Source organism: Pseudomonadota bacterium (assembly GCA_023229365.1).
GTDB lineage: Bacteria > Myxococcota_A > Polyangia > JAAYKL01 > JAAYKL01 > JALNZK01.
In genome coordinates, this window is record JALNZK010000091.1 from 1 (window position 1) to 21,939 (window position 21,939).

Sequence of the window (21,939 nt, forward strand, 5' to 3'; positions counted from 1 at the left end):
TCCGCGAGTTGGTGGCGCGCATCCACGTTCGTCGGATCGACGGAGATCGCCTTCTCGAAGTGCGTGCGGGCGACCTCCGGATCGCCGTGCTGGCGTTCGTACCGGGCCTGGCGCAGGTACCCGAGCACGAGCTCCTTCATCGCCCCGGACTCGGCCCGTTGGAGCAGCTCTCTCGCGCGCGCGTTGTTTCCCTGCTCGGCGAGCACCTCCTGGAGGATGCGGACCGCCTCGGCGTGCTTTCCGACGTCGATCGCCAGCGCCGCCCGCTCGATCTTCTCCGTCAGATCCCTGGGGGTCGGTTTGGCCTGGGCGTCGGGCGCGTGCGAGAGGACCATGCCGAGGGCGCGGCTCAGGCGCTCCTTCTTCCATTGCGAACGGCGATCCCCGGCGTCGGCGGGAGGCTGCGAGCTCACGGTCGCCCGTTTTTCCGGCGGCTTGCGCTCTGGGGCGATCGTCGTCACCACGGATCCGCGGCGGGCCGCCGCGGGCTGCGAGCTCACGCGGGAGGGCCCCGGGGCCGGCGGGGTCGGGTGCGCGTTCGACTGCGCCGCGATCTTCTTCGAGAGCTCGGCGGCCTCGCGCAGCTGCCGTTCGATCTTCCACAGCTCGATCTGCTCCGCGATGTACGCGTCGTAGGCGGCGCGCTGCTCCGGATCCGCCAGGGTCTCGTACGCGCGGGTGAGCCGCACGAAGATCACCTCCATCTTCTTGCGGAGCTCGGGGGCCCGCGGGCCGAAGGCGCGATCGGGGTGGTACCGCTTGGACAGCACGAAGTACGCGGCGCGCATCTCCTTGCGATCGGCGTTCGGCTCCACGGAGAGCAGCTCGTAGTAGTTGAGTCCGTTCATCTCGGTCGCGAGGCGATCGACGTCCGCCTCGAGCGAGTCCGTCTCGTCGGTCGAGGCGCCACCCGCCTCGACCTTGGGATCCGCATGGCCCGCCACGCCCGGGAACGCGACGCGGCCGGAGCCCTCCAGCGAGGCGACGATGCGGCACGCGAGCTCGGCAGGGATGCCCGCGGCGTCCGCGATCGCGGCGATGGTCGCCCGCCCGTCCACCTGCGACAGGACGAGCTGCGCCATCGGATCCAGCTGGGCCGGATCCGAACCGCCTCGCGGCGCGGGGACCTGGTTGGGCGTCGGTACAGCCATGGTCGTGCTCCGTCCGGGAATATCTATCACAGAATGAAGCGGGAGAGATCCTCGCTGTCGAGGACGTCGGCGAGCGAGCTGCGGACGCGATCCCCGTCCATCTCCACCTTCGTCCCGCCCATCTCGGGCGCCCGATAGGATATCTCCTCGAGCAGCTTCTCGAGGATCGTGTGGAGCCGGCGCGCGCCGATATTCTCCATGCTGAGGTTCACCTTGGCGGCGATCTCCGCGATCGCGCGCACCGCGTCGTCGGTGAAAAGGAGCTCGACCCCCTCGGTCGCCAGCAGCGCGACGTACTGCTTCGTGAGCGCGTTCCTCGGCTCGGTGAGGATGCGGACGAAGTCGTCGGCGCCGAGCGTGTCGAGCTCGACGCGGATCGGGAAGCGGCCCTGGAGCTCCGGGATCATGTCGGCGGGCTTCGCGACGTGGAACGCGCCCGCGGCGATGAACAGCATGTGATCGGTCTTGACCGGGCCGTACTTGGTGTTGACGGTCGAGCCCTCGACCAGCGGGAGCAGGTCGCGCTGCACGCCCTCCCTGGAGACGTCGGGCCCGTGGCCCTCGCCGAGGCGGCCGCGGCCGACGATCTTGTCGATCTCGTCGATGAAGACGATGCCGGTCTGCTCCGCGCGCCGCCGCCCCTCCTGCTGCACCGAATCCATGTCGATGAGCTTCTCGGCCTCGCTCTGCGTGTAGATCTCGAGCGCCTCCGCCACCTTGACCTTGCGGCGCTTCTTGCGGTTCTTGAACCCCGGGAGGTTCTGGAACATGTCCTTGAGGTTGATGTCCTCGAGCCCCGCGGCGCTGAACACCTCGACCATCGGCATGCTCGTGTCCGGGACCTCGAGCTCGACGTACCGGTCGTCGAACTCGCCGGCGCGCAGCCGGCTGCGCAGCTCCTCCGTGCTCGCGCGCTGCGCCGCGCGATCCGGCATCTCGTAAGGCTCCGGCGACGGGACGGCCGGCCGCTCCTCGGGCAGGAGCACCTCGATGACGCGGTCCTCCGCGAGATCGCGCGCCTTGGTGCGGATGCGCTCCTCCTCCTCGCGGCGCACGAGCGAGACCGACGCCTCGACGAGATCGCGCACGATGGAGTCCACGTCCCGGCCCACATAGCCGACCTCCGTGAACTTCGACGCCTCCACCTTCACGAAGGGCGCCTGCGCGAGCCGGGCCAGCCGCCGGGCGATCTCGGTCTTCCCGACGCCGGTGGGGCCCACCATGATGATGTTCTTCGGCGAGATCTCGTCGCGCAGATCCTCGGCGACGTTCTGCCGGCGCCAGCGGTTGCGCAGGGCGATCGCCACCGCGCGCTTCGCCTTGTTCTGGCCGACGATGTACCTGTCGAGCTCGGAGACGACCTCGCGCGGCGTGAACGTCGACGCGACGGGGAGCTTCGCGGATTCGGACATCCTCCCTCCCGTGCGCGCGCTCAATGGAGCTCCTCGAGCATGATCTCGCCGCCCGTGTAGACGCAGATCGACTTCGCGATCTCGATGGCCTCGCGCGCGATCTCGCTCGCCGAGAGCTGGGTGTGCTTGACGAGCGCCGCCGCCGCGGCCTGCGCGTACGGGCCGCCGGAGCCGATCGCCACGACGCCGGCGTCCGGCTCGATCACGTCGCCGGTGCCCGAGATGACCAGCGACGCGGTCTTGTCGACCGCGATGAGCATCGCCTCGAGCCGCCGGAGCGCCCGATCGGTGCGCCACTCCTTCGCGAGCTCCACCGCGGCGCGCGTCAGGTTGCCGTTGTGCTCCTCGAGCTTGCCCTCGAGCCGGCCGAAGAGCGTGAAGGCGTCGGCCGACGCGCCCGCGAAGCCGGCGATCACCTTGCCGCCCGCGAGGCGCCGCACCTTGCGCGCCGTCATCTTCATCACGGTCTGGCCCATCGTGACCTGGCCGTCTCCGGCGACCGTCACGACGCCGTCCCGGCGCACGGCGACGATGGTCGTCGAGCGGATGCGATCTCCTTGGCTCATTTGTCCTCTTCCTCGCTCTCTCTCTCCGAAGGCGGCGCCACGTGCGCCAGGGGGTGCGCCTTGTCGTACACCGCCATCAGGCCATCGATGCAGACGTGCGTGTAGCGCTGGGTCGTCGACAGGCTCGAGTGGCCGAGCAGCTCCTGGATCACCCGCAGATCCGCGCCGGCGTCGAGCAGGTGCGTCGCGCACGAGTGGCGCAGGGCGTGCGGGTTGACGCTCTCCCGCGCGCCGGTCTCGAGGCCGCGGCGGCGCGTCATCCGTTGCACCGACCTGGCCGACATCCTCGCGCCGCACCGGTTCAGGAACAGCGCCGTCGCGTGGGGCGCGCGGCCCTGCGCGGTGACGACCTCGGTGCGCCGGGGCAGGTACGCCTCCAGCGCCTGTACGGCCTTGCTCCCGAGCGGCACGATCCTCTCCTTCCCGCCCTTTCCCGCCACGCGAACGAGGCGATCCCCCCGATCGACGTCGACGATGTCGAGCGCCACGACCTCGCTCACGCGCAGCCCGCTGCCGTAGAGGATCTCCGCCACGGCGGTGTCCCGGAGCTGTGCGGGCTCGTGATCCCCTTCGTCTTCCACGAGCCGGGCCGCCTCGTCGACGGTCACGAACCGCGGGAGCTTCCGATTCAGGTGCGGCGACCGCACGGCCTGCGCCGGGTTCGCGGCCGCGAGCCCCTTCCTCTTCAGGAAAGAGAAGAGGCCGCGCAGCGCCGCGAGCTTCCGACTCTGGCTCGCCGGCCCGTTCGCGCCGTACAGCCCGGCAAGGTATGCACGTACGGCCGTCGCGTCAACCCGCCCGACGTCGTCGGCGCCGCAGCGCCCGTCGAGGAACGCCGCAAACTCGGCCAGCGACCGCGCGTAGGTCTCGACCGTCTTCACGGCGTACCGCCGCTCGTGCGCGAGGTGCTCGAGGTAGAGCGCGATCGCCTGGCGAATGGGTTCGGTCACGCGCGGATTCTACTCGAAGGGGAGGGGAGGGGACTAGGAAACGGCGGGCGCGTGCTCCGCGATCCAGGGGGCGAGGTCGGCGAGGGCTCTCTCGGCGCACGCCTGCCGGTGGTCCCGCTTGCCGATCCCGCGCGGCCGCTCCGGGCAGTCGATCATCGCCCAGACGACGTTCGACGGCTGGTAGCGGCCCGCGCCGCGCCGCGTGTGGCGCATGAGCCCGCCGAGCGCGGTGCCGGGCGGCGGCAACGAGAACGGGCGATCGAGCGCGAGCGCGGCGGTCGAGATCCCGACGACGAGGCCGGACGCGATCGACTCGACGTACCCCTCGACGCCGGTGAGCTGCCCGGCGAGCGCGACCTCGGGGCGGTCGAGGAGCCGCATGCGGTCGTCGAGGCACGCGGGCGCGTCGACGAAAGTGTTGCGGTGCACCTGGCCGTACCTCTCGATCGCGGCGCGGCCGAGGCCTGGGATCATGCGGACGACGCGCGCCTGCTCGGCCTGTCTGAGGCGCGTCTGGAACCCGACGAGGTTGTACGCGGTGCGCGCCGCGTCCTCGGGGCGGAGCTGCACGACCGCGAACGGGCGCCGCCCGGTGCGCGGATCGACGAGGCCGACCGGCTTGAGCGGGCCGTGCGCGAGCGTTTGCGGCCCGCGCCGCGCCATCTCCTCGATCGGCAGGCACCCCTCGAAGAACGGCGCGGACTCGAACGCGTGCAGGGGGGTCTTCTCCGCCGCGACGAGCGCCGCGACGAGCGCGTCGTACTCCGCCCTCTCGAGCGGGCAGTTGAGGTAGGACGCCGCGTCGCCCGTCCCCTCGTAGCGATCCGCGCGGAAGACGACGTCGAAATCGATGCCGTCGGCCGAGACGAGCGGCGCGATCGCGTCGTGGTAGGCGAGCCGCGCGCCGCGGCAGTCGATCGCCTCTGCGAGCGGGCCCGCCGTGAGGGGTCCGGTCGCGACGATCGCGAGCCCCGCCTCGGGGAGGGCGTCGGCGCGCCGCCTTTCGATCGCGATCCTCGGGTGCGCCGCGAGCGCCGCTTCGACGCGGCTCGAGAACGCGCGGCGATCCACGGCGAGCGCGCGCCCGGCGGGCACGGCGGTCTCGCCGGCGATCCGCAGGAGCAGGGAACCGGCGCGCCGGAGCTCCTCCTTGATCAGGCCGACCGCGTTGTCGAGCGAGGCGCCGCGCAGGGAATTCGAGCACACGAGCTCGGCGAGGCCGTCGCCGACGTGCGCCGGGCTCCTTTCGCCCGGCTTCATCTCGACGAGGTGGACGTCGACGCCGCGCGCGGCGAGCTGCCACGCCGCCTCCGAGCCCGCGAGCCCGCCGCCGATCACCGCGACCGGTGCGGCTCGGGACGGCATCAACCCTCGGTGTTTTCGGCGCGCTTGAACGAACAGCCGGCAGCCGTGCACTTGAGCTCGCGCCCGCCACGGCGCCGGCCGGCGGCGACGAGGAACCCCGCGCCGCAGTCCGGGCAGGTCTCCTTGACCGGGGTGCCCCAGATGACGAAGTCGCAGCCGTTCGCCTTGTACTCGCTACAGCCGAAGAAGACGCGGCCGGTCTTGGTCCGGCGCTCGACGAGCTCGCCCTTGCAGCCGGGCTTCGGGCAGGCGATCCCGGTCGGGACCGAGCGCGTGGCCTTGCACGCCGGATATCCGGAGCACGCGAGGAAGTCGCCGAAGCGGCCGCGCTTGCGCACCATCGGCTTGCCGCACTCGGTGCAGGCGAGATCGATGGCCTCGGGCGGGGCGGACGGCGCGCCGGACTCCATCTCGCGCGTGTTGCGGCACGCCGGGAAGCCCGTGCACGCGAGGAAGCGGCCGTTGCGGCCCCACTTGACGACCATCGGCTTGCCGCACAGCTCGCACAGCTCCGCGGACTCGACGCGCATGTCGCGGACGTCCTCCATCTCCTTGAGCGCGGTCTGCACTTCGATGTGGAACGGCTTGTAGAACTCCTGGAGCAGCACGACCCAGTCCTCGGTCCCGTCCTCGATCTTGTCGAGCGACTCCTCCATGGAGGCCGTGAAGTCGGCGTCGAGGATGCGCGGGAAGTGGCGCACGAGGCGGTCGGTCACGAGCTCGCCGAGCTCCGACGGGTTCAGCCTCCCGTCCTCCTTCATGACGTAGCGGCGCTCCTGGATCGTCGAGAGGATCGTCGCGTACGTCGACGGCCGGCCGATGCCGCGCTCCTCGAGCTCGCGGATCAGCGTGCCCTCGGTGAAGCGGGGGGGCGCCTGCGTGAACTTCTGCTCCGGGACGACGCCGACGGACGTGAGCGACAGCTGATCGCCCACGGCGAGCGCCGGCAGCTCGGCGACCTCCTCATCGGTCTCGGCGTCGCCGTTCTTGCCGTTGGCCGCGCCCTGGTCGTCGGTGGCCTCGAGCCAGCCGCGGAACTTGAGGATCGAGCCCGACACGCGCAGCGTGTGCCGGCCCGCCTCGACGGTGACGGCGGTCTGGTCGTACACGGCGGGCTTCATCTGGCACGCCACGAAGCGCTCCCACACGACGCGGTAGAGCTTCCGCTGATCGGCCGAGAGGTACTTGCCGACCGCGTCCGGGAGGTACCGCACGGACGTAGGGCGGATCGCCTCGTGCGCGTCCTGCGCGCCCTTGCGGCTCTTGAAGACGTTCGGCTTCCCCGGCACGGCATCGTCGCCGAAGGCCTCCTTGATGTAGTCGCGGGCCTCGTCCACGGCGTCGGTCGACAGGCGGACCGAGTCCGTGCGCATGTACGTGATCAGGCCGACCGTGCCCTCGGAGCCGACGTCGACCCCCTCGTAGAGCTGCTGCGCCACCATCATGGTGCGCTTCGCCGTGAAGCGGTACCTGCGCGCCATCTCCTGCTGGAGCCGACTCGTGATGAGCGGCGGCGGCGCCTGGCGCTTGCGCTCCTTGCGCTCGACGCTCGAGACGGTGAAGGAGGAGCGCTCGATCTCGCCCTTGACGGCCAGCGCCGTCGCCTCGTCGTTGATCTCGTTCCTCTTCCCGTCCGTGCCCCAGTAGCGCGCCATGAAGGGGGGAGGCGCAAAGCCCGTGACCTCGGCACCGATCTTCCAGTACTCCTTGGGCACGAACGCCGAGATCTCGTGCTCGCGGTCCACGACGAGCCGAACGGCGACCGACTGCACGCGCCCGGCGGAGAGGCCGCGCCGCACTTTCTTCCACAGGATCGGCGAGATCTCGTACCCGACGAGCCTGTCGAGGATGCGCCGCGCCTGCTGCGACTCGAACCTGCGGGTGTTCAGGCTCAGGGGGTGGTCGAGCCCCTCGGCGATCCCCTTCCGTGTGATCTCGTTGAACATCACGCGCGAGAGCCGGCTCGCGTCGACGCCGAGCTCCTCGGCGATGTGCCACGCGATCGCCTCGCCCTCTCGATCCGGGTCGAGCGCCAGGAAGATCTTGTCCGCCGTCTCGGCCGACTTGACGAGGTCCTTGAGCACCTTCCGCTTGCCCGGGATCACCTGGTACTCGGGCTCGAAGGAGCGGTCGATCGCGACCCCCATCTTCGACTTCGGGAGATCCTTGACGTGGCCGAGGGAGGCCTTCACCACGTACGAAGGGCCGAGGTACTTGCGGATGGTGCGCGCCTTTGCCGGCGATTCCACGATGACGAGCGATTTTGACATGCCTGCCGTCGGTCCTTCCACCTAACCGGGTCGAGTGAACAACTTGCCGCCGCGGTCCTCTGCGAACCCGGCGAGCTCCAGCGTGAGCAGCGCCGCCTGCGTGCGTGCCGCGCCGAGCCCGGTCGCCGCGACGATCTCGTCGATGTGAACCGGCTCCCGGCCCAGCCGATCCAGGACGAGGATTTCGTCGTCACCCAGATCCGCCGGTGCGGTCGCGGGAGTCTCCTTACATCGCGGCGGCGGTTCCGGCAAGTCGAGTTGAAAGAAAAGAGGCGCACGATTCATGAGGTCGAGCACGTCCGCGGCGGACTCGACGAGCCGCGCCCCGGCCCGGAGGAGCCCGTTGTTGCCGCGGTTGCGGGGATCGCCAGCCGTGCCGGGGATCGCCGCGACCGGCACGCCGAGGCTTCCCGCGATCCTCGCGGTGATGAGCGCGCCCGAGCTGCTCGGGGCCTGCACGACGACCACGAGGTCGCTGAGCGCGGCGATGAGCCGGTTGCGGCGGGGGAAGCTCCAGCGCGACGGCGGGGTCGACGCCGGGAGCTCGGTCGCGACCGCGCCGAAGCCCCCGGCGATCCGCTCGAACAAGGGGCGGTTTGCAGGCGGGTAGAGGCGTCCCAGCCCCGAGCCGAGCACCGCGACCGTCCGGCCGCCGCCCTCGATTGCGCCCTCGTGGGCCGCGGTGTCGATCCCGCGCGCCCCGCCGGAGACCACGATTGCGCCGGCCGCCGAGAGCGCCGCGGCGATCTCGGCCGCGTGTCGCCGGGCCGGGGGATCGGCCTCGCGCGATCCCACGATCCCGACGGCCGCGCCCCACGGGCACGGGAGCTCGCCGAGGACGAACAGGCGCTCGGGCGCGTCGGTCAGCGCGTCGAGGCGTCGCGGATACGCCGGATCGCCCCGTCGAATCTCCTCGTGTCGGCCGCCTTTCGGTTCGCCGCGCGTCATGGCGCTCCCTGTATCGGCCGTTTTCGGGGAAAGTTGACGGAAATCGACGTCCGGGCCTAGTAGCCCCTCACCATCTCGACCTCGGCGCCGACCTCGAGCTCGCGCGCCGCGGCGGTCACGATGCAGGTCGAGGTGTTCGGCCGGGCTTCCACGACGCGCAGCTCCGCGAGCACCTCGAACGGGTAGCCGTCGCGGTCGTCCTTCTCGTCGAGGCTCTTGCGATAGCTGTCGCGCTTCTCGATGACGAAGAAGCGGTTGCCCACGCGGACGCCCTGCTCCTCGCCGCGGTCCACGAAGGCGATCTGGAACGCCGCCGCCATGACGACCGGGTCGAGGAAGGCGATGATGTGGCCCTTGAGCTCGCGGTCGTTCGGGGCGGGCGCGACCAGCTGGAACTTGCGGCTCACCGGGCCGACCTTGGTCCCGCGCTCGATCGGCTGGAACGATTCCTCGATGATGACCCGCGCGATCTTCTTGTCCTTGTCGTAGCTCGTCACGCGCGCCGAGCCGAGGATCTCGACGAGAACGCCCATCTCGGAGCCGCGATCCTCCACCGAGTCGACCTCCCGCAGCGTCTGGAAGAACTCGTACTCCTCGCCCGGGGCGATCTCGCGGTCCTCCTCGAACTCGACGTACACCTCGTCATACTGGCCGAGGAGCGAGATCTCCTTCTGCGCGCCGACGAGCGTGCCCGCCTTCTTGAGCTCCTCCTTGTCGACGAACCCGCGGGTTCGGGTCAGGATCCCGTCGCCGCGCCGCGGGGCGATGGGGGCGGGCGTCGCGGACGGGGTGACGCTCGCGGGGGACTGCGCCACCGCGCTCGGGGGCGTGAGCCACAGAACGTCGCCCGGGTAGATCCAGTGCGGGTTGGTCACCTTCGGGTTGTACGACCAGATCCGCGGCCAGACGTACGGATCGCTGAAGTGCGTCGAGCAGATGTCCCAGAGCGTGTCGCCTTCCCTGACGGCGTAGGTGTCGACCTGGACCGGCTCGACGTAGCCTTGCCCGGCGCCGTCGCCCTCGGAGATCACGATCGAGGAGCCGTCCTTCGCCGCCTGCGAGAGGAGCGAGCTCGAGGAGTCGCTCGCGTGGACGTGCAGGCCGGGCTTGAGATCCTTCTCGAGGTCGTCCCCGCCGCCCTCCCCCGAGCTCCCTTGCGCGGCGGCCGTGCTGCCGAAAGGCAGAAGGAACGCGAGCGCCGCGGCGAAGCCTGCCCTCTTCATGGTTTCCATCTTCATCACCTCTTGGCCGAGGTCGGCGTCACGCCGAACGCTTGCCCCCTCGCCTCCCGGATCGCGGCCACGCGTTGGCTCGCCTTGCGGGCCTCGTCCGAGCCGGGGTAGCCGTCGACGACCTTGAAATAGTAGTCGCTCGCTTTTTCGAGATCATTGAGCTTGTCGTAAACGAAGCCTATCCGCAAGAGCGCGGCCGGCGCCTTCTCGGAGCGCGGGTAGCGGCTCATCAACCGCTCGTACTCGCCCACCGCCTGGAGCATCTTGCCCTGGGCGAGCAGGCACTCGCCGCGCCAGTACAAGGCGTTGTCCGCGTAGTCGTGAGACGGCTGCGTCGCGACGAACTTCGAGAACCCCGCGAGCGCTGCGTCGTATTGCATGTTCGTGTACGACCGGTACGCCTCGTGGAACTGATCCATCGTGCCTTCCGCGACGGCGGCGGCCGTCCCGCCTGCCGCGACCACGCCGAGGTTGTCTCCGCCGTAGACGGGCGGCGCGCCGGCGCCGGCACGGGGCGGCAGGGCGGCTTGCGCGGACGGATCGCCCCCGCGCCCTTCGAAGAGCGTCAGCACGGGCCGCTTGTCGTCCCGGGCGCGCGGCTCGTTCGGCCACGGCTCCGAGCGCGGCGGGAGGCCGGCGTCCTCGTCCTCGGGGCGCAGGCGGACGACCTTGAGGGCGCGCTCCTGCCGCCTCCCGTCGCACGCCGCGACCTTCTTCTCGAGCACCAGCCGCTCGTCGTCGAGCGCCGCGCCCTTCGCGATCGCGTTCGCCTTCTCGGCCCGGAGGCGCATGACGTCGCGCTCGAGCCCCGCGATCTGCATCTTCAGCGCGTCGCGGCTCTCGGCGCACCCGCCGAGGGCGAGCGCCGCGGCGATCACGGCGGCGAGGGGACCTCCGAAAGAAACCCCGAGATTTCGGCATTCGGTCTTCATCGTTGTCACGTCTCCACCTCTCGCGGTGCGGCCCGCTCTGCGGTCCTCTCTGGGTCGATTGTAGGTGTATATGCTACACGGGGTCAAAAAAACGACGCGACGTCCGCCGCGGCGGTCGCATCGAACCATGGTATCGTGTCAGCAGAGGGAGGGAGAGCCGTATGGGAACGCAGACCGTGGATTTCGAGCAACTCAGCACGTCCGAGAAGATCCTCCGCCTTCAGGAACAGTGGGATCGCATCGCCGAGAACCCGGACGAGGTCGAGGTGACCGAGGCGCAGAAGACGGAGCTGGACGCCCGCCTCGCCGCTGCGGAGCAGAAACCGGACAGCGCCGTGCCTTGGACGACCGTCCAGGCCGAGCTTCGAGCGAAGTGCTGACATCCATCGCAACGTCCGGCGCGTGCTCACGCGGCGCTTTCCCTACGGCCTGTTCTACGTGATCGAAGCGGAGCGCATCGTCGTGCTCGCGGTCTTCCATGGGCGGCGGGATCCGAGGACGGTGCGCAAGCGCCACTGAGCCGTTGCGCCGCTTTTCATCCCCGCAACGCCTCGACCGAATGGCGCGGCGCAGTTAAGATGCCCGAGCATGGGCCCAGTTCGCGAAAACGTCCCGGAGCGTCCGACCTACTCGGTTTCGGCGCTCAACCGCGAGGCGCGCGCGCTCCTCGAGACCGCGTACCGCGACATCCGGGTCGAGGGCGAGATCGTCGACGTCACCGAGGCGCGCTCCGGCCACCTGTACTTCAGGCTCGCGGATCCGGGCGGCACGGCGCAGATCGACGCGGTGATGTGGCGGGGCCAGGCGATGCGCTACAGGAACCGCGTCGCCAAGGGGCGCGCGATCCTCTGCCGCGGCCGCGTGACGGTCTACGAGGCGAACGGCCGGTACCAGCTCGTCGTCGATTCCGTCGAGGAGGCCGGCGCCGGGCTCAAGGCGAGGCTCCTCGCGGAGCTGCGCGCCCGGCTCGAGGGCGAGGGGCTGTTCGCGCAGGAGCGCAAGCGCCCGCTGCCGTTCACGCCGCGGTGCGTCGGCGTCGTCACGTCGCGCAGCGGAGCGGCGATCCGCGACATCTGCAAGGTCGCGTCCCGGCGGTTTCCCGTGCGGATTCTCCTCGCGCACGCGCAGGTGCAGGGCGACGGCGCGGCTCACGAGATCGCGAGCGCCATCGCGGCCCTCGGCGCGCGCCCGGAGGTCGACGTGCTCATCGTCGGCCGGGGCGGCGGATCGAGCGACGATCTCGACGCGTTCAACAGCGAGCTCGTGGTCCGCGCGATCGCCGCGTGCCGCGTGCCCGTGGTGAGCGCCGTGGGGCACGAGACCGACGTGACGCTCGCGGATCTCGCCGCGGATCGACGCGCCGCCACGCCGTCCGAGGCGGCCGAGATGGTCGTGCCGGAGCTCGAACGGCTGTCCGCGCGGCTCACGGAGCTCGTCCGCACCGCAAGGCTCGGGCTCGCTCGCGGAATGTCGGGCTCGCGCGCCCGGCTGGCCGATTCGGCCGCGCGGCTGCGGGCGCGGGATCCTCGCGTGCAGCTGAGCCGCGTCGGGGTGCGGCTCGCGCGCGCCGAACAGGCGCTCGGCGCGTGGCCACCGCGGGCGCTCGCGGCGTCGCGGGCCCGGCTCGGAGAGAGGGCGGCGCGCCTCGACGCGCTGAGCCCGCTCGCGGTGCTCTCGCGCGGCTTTGCCGTGGTGCGCCGCGCCGCGGACGCCGGCCTCGTCCGCGGTCCGGAGGACGCCCCCGAGGGGACGGAGATAGACGTGACGCTCGTCCGCGGGCGCCTCGCCGCGAAGGTGACCGGGGCGGGAGGCGGGGCCTCGTGACGCGGCCGACGCGAGAACGGATCGTCGCCATCGACAAGGCGCGCATCTGGCACCCCTATACGCCGATGCGGCCGTACATCGAGGAGATCGATCCCGTCGTCGTCGACCGCGCGGAGGGGATGTACTTGTACGACGCGGACGGCGCGCGCCTCATCGACGGCAACGCGTCGTGGTGGGTCAACATCGTCGGCCACAACCACCCGCGTCTCGTCGCGGCGCTCGAGCGCCAGGCGCGGCGGCTCGTGCACTGCTCGCTCGCGGGGATGGTCCACGAGCCGGCGGCGCTCCTCGCGGAGAAGCTCGTCCCCAAGTGCGGCGCGTCGTTCTCCCGCCTCTTCTTCTCCGACGACGGCTCCACCGCGGTCGAGGCCGCGATCCGCATGGCGTACCAGTTCTGGAGGAACCTGGGCCGCCCCGAGAAGCGGCGGTTCGTCACGCTCGAGGGGGCGTTCCACGGCGAGACGATAGGCGCCGCGTCGGTGTCCGGCGGCCGCGTGTTCCACGAGGCGCTCGAGGGGCTCGTGTTCGACCGCATCCTCCTGCCGAGCCCGGCGGCGGACGGAGGCGATCCCGGCTCGGCGGCGTGGCACGACGCGGCGTTCGCCGAGGTCGAGAGGCTGCTCGCAAAGAGCGCGGGCGAGATCGCGGCGATCATCGTCGAGCCCCTGGTCCAGGGCGCGGCGGGGATGCTCATGTACCCGGCCCCGTACCTCGCGAAGCTCGCGAAGGCGGCGCGGGAGCGCGACATCCTCCTCATCTGCGACGAGGTGTTCGTCGGCTACGGGCGGACGGGCGCGTTCCTCGCCGAGCACCTGGCGGGCGTCGAGGCGGACATCGTGTGCGTCGCCAAGGGGTTCTCCGGCGGGGCGCTGCCGATCGCGGCGACGATCGCGAACGAGCGCGTGTTCGAGGCGTTTCGCGGCGGGCCCGAGGTGACCCTCTGGTACGGCCACTCGTTCACCGGCAACCCGCTCGGCTGCGCGGTGGCGCTCGAGACGCTCGCGATCATCGAGGAGGAGCGGCTCCTCGAGAGGCAGCCGCCGATCGCCGCGGCGCTCCAGCGCGGGCTCGAGGCGGTCTCGCACCACCCGTGGGTCCGCGATCCGCGCCGCACCGGGCTCATCGCGGCGTTCACGTTGGCCGCCCCCGGGGGCGCCCCCGCGCGGAAGACCGACTACCTCGCCCTTCCCGGATGGCGGCTGTACGCGGAGGCCCGCAAGCGCGGCGCGCTGCTCCGCCCGCTCGGGAACGTCGTCTACACCGTGCTGCCGCTGAACGCGGAGATCGCCGTCGTGGAGGAGCTGTTCGGGATCGTCGGGGAGAGCCTCCTTGCGGCGTTCGGGTCCTAGAGGGCCTCCTCGAGATCCATGAGCTGGTCTTCCATGTTGTACATCTTGGCCGGGGCGGCCGGCCGAGGTGCGGAGTACGGGTCGGCGGCGGAAGGGCTCGGCATCGCCTGTTCCATCGAGCGGCGGCGGCGCGCGTCGAGGATCAGGTTCGACGGGTACTCGACCTGGTAGCCGATCCTGAACTCCCGCTTCTCCTTGGGCTTGAGCACGAGCTCCCAGCGCAGGATGCCCTGGGAGTCGGGACCGGCGGACGGCGCGATCTTGACGTTGCTGATCCGGATCTCCCTGTTCTCCGATACGGGGATGCGATCCGCGAGCGTCAGCGACGTCGGCTGGTCCGAGAGGTTCTCCACCGTCACGATGAACGCCACCTGCATCTTCGACACCTGCTTGTGCACGAGCGAGCTCTGCTTGCGATCCAGGGTGCGCGACAGCTTCAGTTGGTCCGCGACGCTCAGGAACAGCGAGAACTTCTCGTCCTGGGCGACGAAATCGATCTCGGTGACGCCGATGAAGGCGCCGTCCTGGTACAGGGCGACCTTGCCCGGGAGCAGCGCCTGGCCCGAGGAGTTGGTCATGTCCAGGGTGCGCGCGGCGTTCAGCGTCTGCTCCGGCACCGCCAGGATCTTCTGCTTCGCCTCGAGCGTGCTCGCGCCGATCCGCAGCCGCGTCGGGTGGCCGTCGCCGCGGACGCTGTTGACGGCGAGCGCCTTGAACTGGGCGGTCGTCCCGCGGTTCCTGAGCGTCTCGAAGATCTGCACGGTCTTGCTCTGCACGACCTGCAGGTACTGCATGTTGCTCTGGTAGACCTGCTCGAAGTTCGACTCCGCCGCGAACGCATTCTGGTGCACCTTGTTCCAGAGGGCGCTCTGCCCGGCGAACGCCTGCTGGGCGCGGGTGAACGACGACATCCGGCTCGACATCATTCGCGACGCCGTGGCGGTGTCGCCGAGGGTGAGCGCCTCGAGCTCGGGGATGCGCACCGACTCGGTCGTGGACTGCGTCGAGAAGTACAGCTCCGCCGCGCCCCAGTCCTCGCCGCTGGTCTGCGTGACGATCGCGAACGACGTGACCTCGACCGTCTTCGAGTCGGTGGTGCTCGCGCGCAGCTCGTGCATCGGCTCCCAGGTCGCGCCGGGCATCATGTAGGTCAGCTCGAGCTCGCTCTTGGCGGCGCGGCTGGCCTGCAGCGTCACCAGGACCGTCGTCTCCTCGAGCTGCAGGAGCGCCTTCATGTCGTCAAGCTTGCGCTGCGCCGCCGAGACCTTCGGCGCGATCGTCTCCTGCTTCGCCAGCGCGTCGCGGCGCGCCTTGGCGGTCTCGCGCAGGGCGTCGCTGATGAAGGTCATCACGTCGCCGTAGCTCTGCACGCTGATGTTGCCGATGACCGTGTCCTTGTCGATCTTCTCGAGGGAGAACGCCTTGATCGAGTCGATCTGGGCCTTCTGCGCGTCGAGGATGGCGATCTCGTCGGTGACCTCCGCCAACTGCCGCGTGAGCGCCTTGAGCTCCTCCTCGGCCTTGCGGTAGCCGGCGTCGGTGGTCCGCGCGAGGAAGCTCCGCTCCACCCGGACGTCCGCGATGCGGCCCGCGCTGACCGAGACGCGGACCGATCCGTCATCCACCCAGCCGGGGAGCTTCTTGAAGGCGAAGAGCTGCGGCTCCGTCGTCGCCTCCGCGACCGCCTTGCGGGTCACCTGCGCCCGATCCGAGTAGACGGTCACCTTGGTCACCTCGGACTCGAGCGCCTTCGCCTCGGCGCCGGCCGGGGCGTCGGAGGCGCCCTCGACGTCCGCGAACGCCGGACCGTCGCCGTCCGCCGCGGGCGTCGCCTGGTTCTTCGGGGGTCCTGCGGACGCCTTGGTCTGCGCACAACCGGTTGCGAGCAGCATCGCGCAAAGGACGAGCGATCCTCTTGCGGCGCTTTTCTCCATCATGTCTTCCTCCTCTGTGCCGATTCCCGTCGAGCGCGGCGATGACCCGGTCTCATGGACGACCAGGTGAATCGACGGATTCAGGACGGTCGGCAATAGACAAAGGTTTTACAAGACGTCATTCGAACCGCACGTCGACCCAGCGGTTCCGCGGCCAGCCGCGCTCGTCGAAATCGTCGGCGCTCGAGACCAGGCCGCCCCGCTCGGTCTCGATCCGCTCGTCCTCGATCCCCTGCCGGATCAGGTACTTCTCCACGGCCCACGCGCGGCTGAGCGCGAGGTTGTGCAGGCCGGCGGCGAACTCCTCCCCCGTTGAGTGGCCGGTGACGCGGATCACCACGTTCGGCCCGAGCGAACGGACCAGATCGAGGAACCGAGCCTCCTCCCTCTCCTCCGCGAACCAGAAGATGGCCGACTGCTCGCGAAAGTGACCCGGGAAGCGCACGTTTCCCGAGGCGTCTCGAAGCAGCGCCTCCCCGGCCTTCGAATCGTCGCGCGCCTTCCGGGGCGCGGCGGGTTCGGCGGCGGGGGTCGTGGCGGGAGCCGTCGCCTGGGGTGCGGCGGGGATCGGGCGCGGGGCGGCGGCGGAGGGCGCCCGCCGGACCGCCTCCGGCTCCTGATGCGCCGCCTCTGGGGCCCGAGCCGTCGGTCTCGGCGTGCGCCCGGGCGCGGTCGCGAGGTAGGCGATTAGGCCGGCGACGCCGATCGCGACCCCCGCCGCGAGTACCAAGGGGATCTTCCACGCCGCGCGTCTTCGCGGTCGCGGCTCGCGCCGCGGTTCTCCTCTGTCGGGCTCGGGCTCCGCGCGGACGACGCGCACCGGTTCCTGGATCGGTTCCGCGGGCGCCGCGCTCGGGACGATATCCCGCACGCCATCGTCGTTGTGCTGCGACTTCTTCTTCGCGGGGAGGGTCTGCCGCTCCTCGCGCGCCTCCTTCGGCGGGACGCTCAGGGGAGTGACGATCGGTCCGTCGCGGCGCCAGGACATCATCGTGCGCCCCTTGCCGAAGGTCTGGTGGGCCACCGCGAGCGGCGGCCTCGACGGCGTGGACGGCGGCTGCTGATCGAACCGCTCGATGAGATCGCCGAGGGCGTGGAACGGAGCGTGGCTCTCCTCCGAGGCGCCGCCCTCCGGGTAGCGCAGGATCACCCCGTCGCGCGGGTCGTCGGGGCCCACAATGAAGACGGGCACGAGCATCTCGACCGCGCGGCTCATCACGACGTGGAAGCCGCCTTGCGCGCGCGCCTCGGGGGTCCCGACCGTGTAGAGGATCGCCGCCGGCCTTCCCATCTGCAGGAGGAAGAGCAGCTCGTCCACGTTGTCGCCGACGACGATGCGGAAGCCGCGCCGCTCGAGATCCGTGAGCGCCGGACCGAGATCCCAGGGGAACGCCGCGTCCGTGTAGCAGTACACGACGGGCCGTTTGTCGCTGCCGCTCGCCATGGTTCGACGCCGCAGTATACGCCGCGAGCTCGGTGGGCCGGTAGACGGATTTTTAGTGCCGAGCCCCGACCCGTCCTGTGGTTACAATCCGGTCGTGGGATGGTTCCGGCTCATCGTCGTCGCCGCCGCGATCGCGCTCGCCGTGTGGCTCGTCGTGAGGCTGGTCAGGCCGGGGGAGCTGTGCCGGATCGTCGTGCGCGACATGCGGGTCGCGATGCGCGGTTCCCTCCCGGGGCGTTCCCGCAGCGAGATCGTCGATTTCGTCGCGAGTCTCTCTCTGCCGGACGGAGCCAAGATCCGCGGCATCCGCGACGGGAGTGCCGTGCGCATCGAATTCAATGGCGCCGTGCCCGACTCCGAGCGGCAGCGGATCCGCAACTTCCTGATGCTCAGGCGATGACGCGGTTTGACATGACATCATGATGTGATTACAGTTTCCGAAGGGCAGAGGAACAGCCATGATACGGACGCAAATTCAGCTCGAGGCGCGGCACGAGCGGGCGATCAAGAAGATCGCCAAGCGCGACGGCATCTCCATGGCCGAGGTGATCCGGCGGTGCGTGGACGCGGCGCTCGCCGCGGAAGGCGAGGCGGAGCTGGAAGCGCGGTACAAGGTGGCCTCGCAGATGATAGGAGCGTTCACCTCCGCAGATCGAGCTGCCGACGTCGCGGCGAATCACGACGACTACCTGGACGAGGCGTTCGAGTGAGCGGCGTGTTCGTCGACACCTCCGCGCTCCTTGCGCTCCTGGTCGCGGACGACACGAACCACCAGGCGGCGAAGAGCGCGTTCGATTCTCTATCGAGGGAACAGGCGCGGCTGTTCACGACCTCCTACGTGCTCGTCGAGACCTATGCGCTCCTCGGCCGGAGGCACGGCCGCGACGCGGCCCAGCGCTTCAGGAACGACTTCGCGCCGCTTTTGGACGTCGTGTGGGTCGGTACCGAGTTGCACGAAGCGGGGCTGGACGGCTGCCTCGGGAGCCCGGCACGTTCGCTCTCCCTCGTCGACGCCGTGTCGTTCGCGGCCCTGCGTGCCCGCGGCGCCCACCGCGCCTTCGCGTTCGATCGCCACTTCGCGACCGCCGGGTTCGAGCTCGTGAGGTGATCGCCGGCGCACGCGATTGGAGGGCGCGCTGCCCGGGCGCTCCTGGGACGGTTGTCGCTCGGAGCCCGCGATGATAGCTTCTGGTTGATCACCGCGAACCGTTTCACGCACCGCCGGCAGGGAGGAAGACCATGTGGCGAGTGAACAGGGCGATGAATCCTATCGGGCGCTGGATGCTGTTGACCCCCATCGTGGCCATCACATGGTCCGCCTGCGGCCCGCCCCCGGCGTTGCGCACGGCGCTCGCGAGCCCGGGCGGCGTGGCGCAACTCGATCTCTCCGCGGGGTTCCTGCGGGGCGCGGGGGACAAGCAGGGCGAGATCCGAGGCGTGCCGCCGGAGATAGGGACCCTTTGGGATCTCCGCGTGCTCCAGCTGGCGGGGAACCGGCTCACCGCGCTGCCGGAGAGCATCGGCGACCTGGCCTCGCTCGAGATCCTCGATCTTCGGGCCAACTACCTCTCAAGCCTCCCCGCCTCGATCGGGCGGCTCTCAAACCTGAAGCTCCTCTACCTGAGCGGGAACCCGCTTTCGGAGGATGAGGTCCGGCGGATCCGCGAGGCGCTGCCGGCGGCCATGGTGGTATTCGTCTCGCCGGATCTTTTCGACCACGGTCCGATCCGCCCGACCACGCCGGAGGAGGAGGCCGAGATCCGCGGTTCGCTCGCCCAGTGCGAGGCTGGCGAGGCTAAAGTGTGCCAGCGGATCTACGACATCCTGTACGACGCCGGCGACGCGGAGCGTGGCTACCTGATCGGCAGCATCGGCTGCCGGATGGAGGAGAAGGCGAAGGCCTCGTCCGTGCTCAACCTGTGCACGAAGGCCGGTGACTCCGCGATGGAGCTCTACCGCGTCCTTCCGAAGGAGCGCGGCCTGGACCAGAGCGTCGGGATCGCGCACGGGCTTTTCTACTACAGGTTCGCCTGCGACCAGGGATATCAGCCGGCCTGTTCCGAGATCCCCGATCTCGAGGAGAACCTGCAGTGGTGGCAAGTGAACGAGGCGCAGAGGGCCGCCATGCAGGCGCAGTTCGAGGCACAGCTGGCGCAGACCGTCATGACGAGCGCCACGACCCTCGCGGCCGGCGTCGCCAACGCGCAGCGGCAGATCGACGCGGGGAGAGCCGGGCAGCCGCTGCCCGAGACGATCGTCCCTGGCCAGCAAGGCGCCGTGGCCAACCCCGCCGGCGCGCTCGCGGCGCCGGGGCTCGCGCTTGGGGGCGACCCCGGGGCCGGCTGCGGCCGCTGCGAGGCGCTCTGCGCCTCCGGACGCGCTGCCTGCACGGCGTCCGGGGACGCAACGATGTGCCGCATGGCCGACGCGTGCATGTGCACCTGCCACCTGCTCTCCGGCGGATGCGGCGAGGCGATCGACCGCGTGCGACTCTGCGTGCAGGACAACGAACGGACGATCTCGGAGCTGACCGCGGAGGCAGCGAAGGCCATGTCCGCCAAGCTCGGCGCCAAAGGCGCGGAGGAGCTCGCGGGGCTACTCGAGGCGGGGCTTCGGGGCGCGGACGCGGCGGAACGGGCGCAGGCGATCTTCAACGTCGTCGCGACGCGGAACACCGAGCTCGCGGGCAACGTCTTGGGGACGGCGTTCGGCGACGAGAGCTCCGAGGTGCGCCGCCTTGCCTGCTGGGCGCTCTCGACGGTCGGCGGAGCGCAGGAGCTCGAGTCGCTGCGCCGGATCGCCGATGACGACGCCTCTGCGCGCGTGCGGGAGGCGGCGCGGCTGGCTGTTGAGGCGCTCGAGAAGGCGCCGGCGCGCTCCGACGAGCCGCCCGAGGACGAGTGACCGGCGGAGGCCGTATCCCTACTTCTTGATCGACGCCTTGAGGAAGTCGCGGTTCATGGTGGCGATGAAGTCGAGCTTGAGCTCCTTGGGGCAGGCGCCCTCGCACTCGGCGTGGTTCGAGCACGCGCCGAAGCCCGCCTTCTCCATCGCGGCGATCATGTCCTTCGCGCGGTCGAGCCGCTCGGCCTGGCCCTGGGGCAGGGCGCCGAGCTGCGCGATCTTGCCGGAGGTGAACAGCATCGCCGACGCGTTCGGGCACGCGGCCACGCACGCGCCGCAGCCGATGCACGCCGCGGCGTCCATCGCCCGATCCGAGTCCGCCTTCGGCACCGGGGTCGAGTTCGCCTCGGGCGCGCTGCCGGTCCGGATGGAGATGTAGCCGCCCGCCGTGATGATCGCGTCGAACGCGTTGCGATCCACGACGAGATCGCGGATCAGCGGGAACGCCTTGGCGCGGAACGGCTCGACGTAGATCCTCGACCCGTCGTCGAACTCCCGCATGTGGAGCTGGCACAGCGTCGTGCCCTTCTGGTGGCCGTGCGCGTAGCCGTTCACGACGCAGCCGCACATGCCGCAGATCCCCTCGCGGCAGTCGTGATCGAACGCGATCGCCTCCTCGCCCTTCTCGATCAGCCGCTCGTTGACGATGTCGAGCATCTCGAGGAACGACGCGTCCGAGCTGATGTCCTTGGCCTCGAAGTCCACGAGGCGGCCCTTGTCCGAGGGGCCCTTCTGTCGCCAGACCTTGAGCGTGAAGTCCATTACTTATAGCTCCTTTGGCTCGGCTTGCAGTGCTCGAACACCAGCGGTTCGACGTGCCGTTCGGGCTTCGCGCCCTCGCCCTTCCACTCCCACACGGCGGCGTGCATGAACGCCGCGTCGTCGCGCTTCGCCTCACCGTCCTCCGTCTGGCTCTCCTCGCGGAAGTGGCCGCCGCACGACTCGCGCCGCTCGAGCGCGTCGCGCACGAGCAGCTCCCCGAACTCGAGGAAGTCGGCCACGCGGCCCGCCTTCTCGAGCGTCTGGTTGAGCGCGTTCGCGTCGCCCGTGACGCGGAGATCGGCCCAGAACTCCTCCCGGAGCTTCGGGATCTCCTCGAGCGCGTGCTTGAGGCCCGCCTCGTTGCGCCCCATGCCGCAGTCGTTCCAGAGGATCTTCCCGAGCCGCTTGTGGAACGAGTCGGGAGACTGCTTGCCCTGGATGCCGAGCAGCTTGTCGATGCGGCCGCGCGCCGCCTCGGCCGCGCCCTTGAGCTCGGCGTGATCCTCGGCGAGCTTGTTCGGCCCGGCCTGGGCGAGGAAGTCGCCGATCGTGTACGGCAGGATGAAGTAGCCGTCCGCGAGCCCCTGCATGAGCGCGCTCGCACCGAGCCGGTTCGCGCCGTGGTCCGAGAAGTTCGCCTCGCCGATCACGAACAGCCCCGGGATCGTGCTCATCAGGTTGTAGTCCACCCACAGGCCACCCATCGCGTAGTGCACGGCCGGGAAGATGCGCATCGGCACCTCGTACGGGTTCTCGGCCGTGATCTTGTGGTACATGTGGAACAGGTTCCCGTACCGCTCCTCGATGACGCCGCGCCCGAGCCTCCCTATCGACTCGGCGAAGTCGAGGTACACGCCCAGCCCCCCGGTGCCGACCCCGCGGCCGTCGTCGCACAC

21 protein-coding genes are annotated in these 21,939 nt (G+C 70.3%); 8 read left to right on the plus strand and 13 right to left on the minus strand.

The annotated features are described in order from the left end of the window. The 9 genes from M0R80_23750 to ybgF all read right to left on the minus strand — a co-directional run. The coding region (locus M0R80_23750; GenBank protein MCK9462645.1) for a DnaJ domain-containing protein at positions 1-1,151 on the minus strand (1,151 nt) is incomplete at its 3' end. A gap of 26 nt (positions 1,152-1,177) precedes the next feature. Then, complete coding sequence (hslU, locus tag M0R80_23755; GenBank protein MCK9462646.1) at positions 1,178-2,563, minus strand: ATP-dependent protease ATPase subunit HslU; 1,386 nt, start codon at positions 2,561-2,563, stop codon at positions 1,178-1,180. A 20-nt stretch (positions 2,564-2,583) separates the two neighbouring features. Then, positions 2,584-3,129 (minus strand): ATP-dependent protease subunit HslV, encoded by a 546-nt coding sequence (gene hslV, locus M0R80_23760; GenBank protein ID MCK9462647.1) that lies wholly within the window; start codon positions 3,127-3,129, stop codon positions 2,584-2,586. After that, on the minus strand, positions 3,126-4,079 hold the full coding sequence (locus tag M0R80_23765) for a tyrosine recombinase XerC (GenBank protein MCK9462648.1): 954 nt from the start codon (positions 4,077-4,079) through the stop codon (positions 3,126-3,128). Before M0R80_23765 ends, hslV begins: the two co-directional genes overlap by 4 nt. Before the next feature lie 33 nt (positions 4,080-4,112). Then, positions 4,113-5,444: a methylenetetrahydrofolate--tRNA-(uracil(54)-C(5))-methyltransferase (FADH(2)-oxidizing) TrmFO gene (gene trmFO, locus M0R80_23770; GenBank protein MCK9462649.1), complete on the minus strand. Its 1,332-nt coding sequence runs from the start codon at positions 5,442-5,444 to the stop codon at positions 4,113-4,115. Then, positions 5,444-7,714, minus strand: a complete 2,271-nt coding sequence (gene topA / locus M0R80_23775; GenBank protein MCK9462650.1) for a type I DNA topoisomerase — start codon at positions 7,712-7,714, stop codon at positions 5,444-5,446. The genes trmFO and topA overlap by 1 nt, the downstream gene beginning before the upstream one ends. Positions 7,715-7,735: 21 nt before the next feature. Continuing rightward, positions 7,736-8,662: a DNA-processing protein DprA gene (gene dprA / locus M0R80_23780; GenBank protein MCK9462651.1), complete on the minus strand. Its 927-nt coding sequence runs from the start codon at positions 8,660-8,662 to the stop codon at positions 7,736-7,738. A gap of 56 nt (positions 8,663-8,718) precedes the next feature. Next, complete coding sequence (locus M0R80_23785) at positions 8,719-9,894, minus strand: LysM peptidoglycan-binding domain-containing protein (protein MCK9462652.1); 1,176 nt, start codon at positions 9,892-9,894, stop codon at positions 8,719-8,721. Positions 9,895-9,899: 5 nt separating this feature from the next. Beyond that, positions 9,900-10,826, minus strand: a complete 927-nt coding sequence (gene ybgF / locus M0R80_23790) for a tol-pal system protein YbgF (protein MCK9462653.1) — start codon at positions 10,824-10,826, stop codon at positions 9,900-9,902. Positions 10,827-10,987: 161 nt separating this feature from the next. Between ybgF and M0R80_23795 the strand changes: the two genes are divergently transcribed. The 4 genes from M0R80_23795 (at position 10,988) to bioA (ending at position 13,999) form a co-directional block, all read left to right on the plus strand. Then, positions 10,988-11,206 (plus strand): addiction module protein, encoded by a 219-nt coding sequence (locus M0R80_23795; GenBank protein ID MCK9462654.1) that lies wholly within the window; start codon positions 10,988-10,990, stop codon positions 11,204-11,206. Between the two features lies 1 nt (position 11,207). After that, positions 11,208-11,345 (plus strand): hypothetical protein, encoded by a 138-nt coding sequence (locus tag M0R80_23800; protein MCK9462655.1) that lies wholly within the window; start codon positions 11,208-11,210, stop codon positions 11,343-11,345. A 69-nt stretch (positions 11,346-11,414) separates the two neighbouring features. Then, entirely contained in the window at positions 11,415-12,650 is a 1,236-nt protein-coding gene (gene xseA / locus M0R80_23805; protein ID MCK9462656.1) for an exodeoxyribonuclease VII large subunit, read from the plus strand. Further along, positions 12,647-13,999 (plus strand): adenosylmethionine--8-amino-7-oxononanoate transaminase, encoded by a 1,353-nt coding sequence (gene bioA, locus M0R80_23810; protein MCK9462657.1) that lies wholly within the window; start codon positions 12,647-12,649, stop codon positions 13,997-13,999. The genes xseA and bioA overlap by 4 nt, the downstream gene beginning before the upstream one ends. Here the strand turns inward: bioA and M0R80_23815 are convergent. Both M0R80_23815 and M0R80_23820 read right to left on the minus strand, forming a co-directional pair. Next, entirely contained in the window at positions 13,996-15,936 is a 1,941-nt protein-coding gene (locus M0R80_23815; protein ID MCK9462658.1) for a mucoidy inhibitor MuiA family protein, read from the minus strand. The two genes, bioA and M0R80_23815, sit on opposite strands and share 4 nt — an antisense overlap. A gap of 115 nt (positions 15,937-16,051) precedes the next feature. Next, a complete protein-coding gene (locus tag M0R80_23820) occupies positions 16,052-17,377 on the minus strand; it encodes a hypothetical protein (GenBank protein MCK9462659.1) in 1,326 nt (441 codons plus the stop codon). 94 nt (positions 17,378-17,471) lie between these two features. On the opposite strand from M0R80_23820, the gene M0R80_23825 reads away from it, so the two are divergent. The 4 genes from M0R80_23825 to M0R80_23840 all read left to right on the plus strand — a co-directional run bounded on the left by M0R80_23825 (position 17,472) and on the right by M0R80_23840 (position 20,281). Then, a complete protein-coding gene (locus M0R80_23825) occupies positions 17,472-17,777 on the plus strand; it encodes a DUF3634 family protein (protein MCK9462660.1) in 306 nt (101 codons plus the stop codon). 58 nt (positions 17,778-17,835) lie between these two features. Next, positions 17,836-18,087, plus strand: coding sequence for a CopG family transcriptional regulator (locus M0R80_23830; GenBank protein MCK9462661.1), 252 nt, complete (start codon positions 17,836-17,838; stop codon positions 18,085-18,087). After that, positions 18,084-18,485 (plus strand): PIN domain-containing protein, encoded by a 402-nt coding sequence (locus M0R80_23835; GenBank protein ID MCK9462662.1) that lies wholly within the window; start codon positions 18,084-18,086, stop codon positions 18,483-18,485. Before M0R80_23830 ends, M0R80_23835 begins: the two co-directional genes overlap by 4 nt. A 131-nt stretch (positions 18,486-18,616) precedes the next feature. Further along, a complete protein-coding gene (locus M0R80_23840; GenBank protein MCK9462663.1) occupies positions 18,617-20,281 on the plus strand; it encodes a HEAT repeat domain-containing protein in 1,665 nt (554 codons plus the stop codon). 18 nt (positions 20,282-20,299) lie between these two features. On the opposite strand, the gene M0R80_23845 is transcribed toward M0R80_23840, so the two are convergent. Beyond that, positions 20,300-21,043, minus strand: a complete 744-nt coding sequence (locus M0R80_23845) for a succinate dehydrogenase/fumarate reductase iron-sulfur subunit (GenBank protein ID MCK9462664.1) — start codon at positions 21,041-21,043, stop codon at positions 20,300-20,302. Beyond that, on the minus strand, positions 21,043-21,939 hold an 897-nt coding region (locus tag M0R80_23850; protein MCK9462665.1), incomplete at its 5' end, for an FAD-binding protein. The genes M0R80_23850 and M0R80_23845, both read right to left, overlap by 1 nt.